Raw genomic sequence first — 6,000 nt, 5'->3', positions numbered from 1 at the left:
ACAGCAGTTGCTGCTAGCATAGTTGCAAAACGTTTTTTCATTGTAATTACCCCTTTCGGTAAAAAACAGAAAAATAAAATAAGTTAGATTTCTGTTCGCTTCCGAAACATAATTACTATGCCATATAACGCAATCCTGGAGTTTCCACGTTCCCTCACAAGTAGTTATACTTTACAGTCATAATGTTCTTCAGCTCACTGAATCTATCGTTATGATAGCATAGTTAATTTTAAAAGTAAAGTTTTTATGAACATTCTCACTTCAAAAAACTATTTTTTACCATAGAGTTTTTACTATTTTTCACTTAATTTAAAATTATAAAACAAAAAAGAAGGCCCCATACTGAGCCTTCTTTCTTTATTAATATTTTTGAAAACTTATATATAGTTTTCTGATAAAATTTTTAAAGTTTTCTCAATTATTTACCAATATATTCTTATTATGTAACAACATTTCCTCTATTATCCCCCTATTATGTCTCCATTTTATATTAATTTTCTACTAATGTTCTAATGGATTTTCACAATTATATAATGGGTTTCAATAAAATCTAAGTTGTTATTTTATTTACTGGCCTAATTAGAACTTGTAGTTCAATTCTGCACGGTAGTAATCTGGTAAGTCGCCACCTTTTTGATCTTCTGCATTAAATGCATAGTAAGCGGAAAGACCTACGTTTTTAGCTAAGGAGTAATCTACACTTGCCATCCAAGCTTTGTAGTCAGCATTGTATGGTTGGTTGAATGTAGAGCTAATTACTGGGGAGTTTTGATCTTCATCGAAGTATTGAACTTTTGCGCTCCAAGTACCAGCTTTTTCGATATCATAATCACCATAACCAATACCTGCTACCCAAGCACTTCCGTCATCAGCATCTTTAAACTGTGCGTATTCACCGCCAAGCCATACTTTATTGAAGTTCAAGTCTAAGGAACCACCATAAATATCATCATCTAAGTTTTTATTACCAAATGCATAGAAACCACCTAAGGTTGCATGTTCACCAAGTTTACCTTTTGCTTGTAACAAGGTTACTGTCGCATTATCATCGGAAGATGCATCTTCAAAGCTTGTAGTATATTCATTGCCATTAGCATAGGAATTACCGAAGCCACCTTCAACGAAGGAACCATAACCTGCTAAAGCACTGAAGTTACCATTGTCATAAGCAAGTGCTGCCCCATCGAATGTATCATCATAGATTAAACCATTACCAACGAATGCATTGTAACGACCAACAATACCTGTTGTATTTTCACCAAATTGATGTGCTACATAAGCGCGGTCAATGGAGATATCATTGTCAGAGCTATTAACACCATTACCGAATTCATTGTAACCAGAGCTTAAACGAACTACTGCAGATGTGTTGTCATTTACGGTAGCATTGAATTGTACGCGGGCACGATAATCGAATGTAGATTTTTTGTCTTTATTATCGGAGCTAATTACGCCTTTTTCATCGGAACCTTGATAACGAAGACGAGCATCACCAGTTACTTTTACATTACCTACTTTATTTTCAAGTTCAGAAACACGTACACCTAAATTATTTAATTCATCAGAGAATTCATTAGCTAAGCGATTAATCATAGCTTGTTGTTCTGCTGTAGCACGACTTTGGTTAGCCATTGCTTTCGCTACCATTTGAGCCATTTCATAACGAGTAATGTTATTTTGACCTTTGAACGTACCATCTGGATAACCGTTAATGATACCTGCAGATGCTAATTGAGATACACTTTGGTAAGCCCAATCATTAGGTGTTACATCAGAGAATGGGTTTGCTGCAAATGCAGAAGTTACCCCTAAAATTGCTGTTGCTGCTAACATAGTTGCAAAACGTTTTTTCATAATAAAAATCTCCTTTCAGGAAATAAAAAATTTCTTAAGAGATTTCTCCGCTTGACATCTACTATATAAGTATTATAAAGTATCCACGTTTCCTTTACATCTCATGTAGTAGTTGTTTTCACTTCGAAAACTCTTTCTGTAAGTATAGTACCATGGTGGTACTGAAAGTAAAATGAAATTACCAAAAATTCATAGAAAACTCATTTTAACCTTACAGTTTTCATCTACCTTTAATCAAAATCCACTGAGGAGATACTTTTATACTATAAAAATACATTATTTTTATTATTGTGAAGATTATTTCATCCTAAGTAAAAATAAATCCAACTCTTTTTATCAATTAATTCCACTTAATAGAAAATCATCTTCATTTTCTATATAGATTTCTACATATATTTCAGAGATTTCTGCATATATTTTATAGACTTCTGCATATATTTTAGAGATTTCTAAATATTTTCTTCTTTTCCTTGGCAATTTTATTATGTTATGCACTCCTAAAATTATCTTAGTTACTCCTAAAAGCATAAAAAAGATAAAATGTATAAAAAAAGACTAAAAGACAAAATGTCTTCTAGTCTTTTTATTAATTATATAATATGCAGTTCCCTATCCCACTCAATATTAGTATATATTAATAGGATCGTTTACATACCGATCTTAGAATTTGTAATTTAATTCTGCACGGTAGAAATCTGGCATAGATGTGCCATCTTGTTTTTCTGCATCAAATAAGTAGTAACCTACTAAACTTAAGTTCTTTTCAAGAGCATAACGGCCAGCTACAAACCAAGCTTTGAAGTCTTGAGATTTAGGTGTGATGAATGTGGAAGAAATTACTGGTGAATTTTCGCTTTCATCAACATAACGTAATTTAACATCCCAAGTACCTTGTTTACTCATATTAAAGTTACCATAGCCAATGCCTGCAATCCAAGCATCATTTTTGCTGCTGCCATTTACATCATCACTGAAGGTTGCATATTCGCCGCCAATCCAAACTTTGTCAAAGTTAAGATTTACATAACCACCATAGATGTCATTATCGAAGCCTTTATTAGCGAAGATATAGTAACCGCCTAAAGTTGCATGGTCACCAAGTTTACCAGCTGCTTCTAATAAAGTTACTGTGTAGTTGTCATCAGCCGTAGAATTACTAAAGGATTTGTTGATAAGCTTGCCAGTCGCATCTTTTTCAGCATTTACTAAGCTACCAGCTACAAAGGAACCATAGCTTGCTGCTAAGGAGAAGTCCTTAGTGCGGTATTGAAGTTTAGCTGCATCATAAGCATCATCAAAAATTAAGCCATCACCAATGTATAATGCTTGGCGACCTACTGTTAATGTAGTATTGTCACCAAATTTATGGTTAACTAAGGCACGGTCAATGCGAGCTTCTTTAGTTTCATTAGCACCAGTACCCATTTCCACCATGCCAGATGTAGCTACACGAACTAAAGCCGTTGTGTTTTCGTTAACAGTAGCTTGGAAGTTAATACGAGCACGATAGTCGAATACAGATGTTTTATTTGGATTATTTGTAGTTGCTAAATAGTTATTGGAACCACTTTCGGAACCACGATAACGGATACGGCCATCACCGAATACTTTTACATTGCCCACTTTATCTTCTAAAGCAGATACGCGAACGCCAAGATTGTTTAATTCGCTGGAGAATTCTTCAGCTAAACGATTGATTACAGCTTGTTGTTCTGCATTCGCACGTTCTTGGTTAGCCATAGCTTTCGCTACCATTTGAGCCATTTCGAAACGAGTGATGTTGTTTTGGCCTTTGAAAGTGCCATCTGGATACCCATTGATTACGCCAGCTTCAGCCAATTGTGCTACGCTTTGGTATGCCCAATCATTGGGAGTTACATCAGAGAATGGATTCGCTGCAAAAGCAGTAGTTACACCAAGCACAGCTGTTGCTGCAAGCATTGTAGCAAAACGTTTTTTCATTGTCTTTACCCCTTTCGGCAAAAAAAGAATAGAAATGTCTATTCTAGTTCCCTAGTTATTAACAAAAGATATAAACAATGAAATTCTGAGTATCCACGTTTCATCGGCATCGCATTAGATTTTATCAAGAATTAATAAGTAGTTTACCTATAGACGCCACCATATTAACATACAATTGTTTCCCTGTAAAGGATTATTTGCTCGTTTTTTTCATTTTATTTTCACATACTCCATATAGTTCCCTATAGCTCTTATTCTCTTTATATTGCAGATAGTTAAGGTAGAATCAAAGTACTATTGGAACTTTAAACCTCCCCTCTAGTTTCATATAAAGCTATACATAGTGGCACTTTTCTAAAAATTGTGCTTTACATCATCATGTATTTTTTCAAAAATAAAAAGCACCTAGTTGCTAATTTTTGCAAACTAGATGCTTTATTCCATTTTTTTTATTATTGAATTTACCTATTATAGTTAAGTATGCCTATTATAATAGAATTTGCCTATTATATATGATATACAACCTTACCAATGACATTCACAATCGGTACAGGACCAATGAAACGGCTATCACTGGAATGATTGCGATTATCTCCCATTACAAATACATGACCTTCAGGCACGACAACTGGTGCTGTTTGACTGTAATTCATGGTCGGTTCTTTTGTATAGGTTTCTTCCAATTCTTTGCCATTGCGCCATACATGACCATTTTTAAATTCTAATGTATCACCAGGTAATCCGATAACACGTTTTACCCAAGCATCATGACGTTCCGCATCTTTACTAAAAATAGATAAGTAATTAGATACTACATCGCTTACATCATCTTGCCATGTGCGTTCACGTTTTACACGGCTATCAATAATCACTATGTCATCATATGCTGGTGTATTGCCACGTATATGATCCCATTTTGATACCACCAGGAAATCACCATTATGGAATGTGTTCTCCATTGATTCACCAGATACACGGGTAATTTGACCTACAAATATATGAACTAATATAGCCACCACTAAGGCAATAATAATGGCATAGAGCCACTCGCCCACTTCATGTATAATTTGTTTTCCAATTGATCTTTCTTCTGACATATGCTCTCTAGACTAAGTCTAGCTCCTTTCATCCCAGTAGATTTCGTTCACCCTATGTAGTGGCGCGTAACATATTAACACTCATAAGTAATATATTGCGACTCATAAGTAATAGATTATGACTCACGAGTAATAGATTATCACTATATCACTATAGTGATTAGTGAATTGTTTTCTTACCAAATTGACCGCCAAATACATCATGAACATCAGTAATAGTTATAAACGCATTATCATCTTGTTCATAGACGATATCTTTCATCTTTGTAATTTCAAGACGCGTTACTACTGAGTATAGCACTTTTTTCGGTTCTTTTGAATACCCACCTTCGCCGAATAAGACAGTTACACCACGACCGAGACGATGCATTAAGGCTTCGCGAATTTCATCAGGCTTGTCTGTAATAATCATAACGCCCTTAGACTCTTCTAAACCGGTAATGGTCATATCCATCATTTTATAGGCTACAAAGTACGCAATGAGAGAGTACAAAGAACTGCTCCAATTATATACAAAACCAGCGGCCCCTAAAATGAAAAGATTACAAATCATAACAATTTCGCCTACGGAGAAAGAGCTCTTCTTATCCATAATTATGGCTACAATTTCTACACCATCAAGGGAACCACCATTTCGAATAATGAGGCCCACCCCGATGCCAAGAATAACGCCACCAAATACAGCTGCCAAGAACGGATCAATATCAGGCGGTGTCACTTGGTGCATGAACAAGGACATAATGGAAATACATACTACGCCAAACAAGGTAGCAATAGTAAAGCTCTTACCGATTAATTTATATCCTACGTATAAAAACGGCAAATTAATAAGCACTAAGTAAATACTAAAGGAAATGCCTGTCAATTCAGCGGCCATAAGAGCAATACCAACTACGCCACCGTCAATGATGCTCTTCGGTACTAAGAGTACGTCAAGTCCAAAGGCATAAATGGCCGCACCAATTACAATCCATATATATCGAATTAAAATATCTTTCCAAGTTAATTTTTGTTTTTGAGGTTTTTTATATTCTGCCATCAACAATCTCCCTTCATACTACAATATTTAAATTATTTTATGTCCACT

General features: G+C 35.0%; 4 protein-coding genes. All 4 read right to left on the bottom strand.

Annotated elements, in window-relative coordinates; genetic code table 11:
- Positions 1–579: 579 nt before the first annotated feature.
- Complete coding sequence (locus tag Q0376_RS00385) at positions 580–1,854, bottom strand: putative porin (protein WP_298703006.1); 1,275 nt, start codon at positions 1,852–1,854, stop codon at positions 580–582.
- A 660-nt stretch (positions 1,855–2,514) separates the two neighbouring features.
- On the bottom strand, positions 2,515–3,816 hold the full coding sequence (locus Q0376_RS00380) for an S-layer homology domain-containing protein (protein ID WP_298703005.1): 1,302 nt from the start codon (positions 3,814–3,816) through the stop codon (positions 2,515–2,517).
- A gap of 506 nt (positions 3,817–4,322) precedes the next feature.
- Positions 4,323–4,913, bottom strand: coding sequence for a signal peptidase I (gene lepB / locus Q0376_RS00375; protein ID WP_298703004.1), 591 nt, complete (start codon positions 4,911–4,913; stop codon positions 4,323–4,325).
- Positions 4,914–5,073: 160 nt separating this feature from the next.
- Complete coding sequence (locus tag Q0376_RS00370; protein WP_298703003.1) at positions 5,074–5,952, bottom strand: YitT family protein; 879 nt, start codon at positions 5,950–5,952, stop codon at positions 5,074–5,076.
- Between the last annotated feature and the right edge of the window lie 48 nt (positions 5,953–6,000).

Origin of the sequence: uncultured Veillonella sp., assembly GCF_937981445.1 — a bacterium.
Classification (GTDB): Bacteria; Bacillota; Negativicutes; order Veillonellales; family Veillonellaceae; genus Veillonella_A.
The sequence above is the reverse complement of the archived record's forward strand: the minus strand, read 5'-3'. Positions and strand labels throughout refer to the sequence as shown.

Excerpts from the sequence above, each read along its gene's own strand:
- Q0376_RS00385 (WP_298703006.1), bottom strand. The coding sequence starts at position 1,854 with ATGAAAAAACGTTTTGCAACTATGTTAGCAGCAACAGCAATTTTAGGG.
- Q0376_RS00380 (WP_298703005.1), bottom strand. The coding sequence starts at position 3,816 with ATGAAAAAACGTTTTGCTACAATGCTTGCAGCAACAGCTGTGCTTGGT.
- lepB (WP_298703004.1), bottom strand. The coding sequence starts at position 4,913 with ATGTCAGAAGAAAGATCAATTGGAAAACAAATTATACATGAAGTGGGC.
- Q0376_RS00370 (WP_298703003.1), bottom strand. The coding sequence starts at position 5,952 with ATGGCAGAATATAAAAAACCTCAAAAACAAAAATTAACTTGGAAAGAT.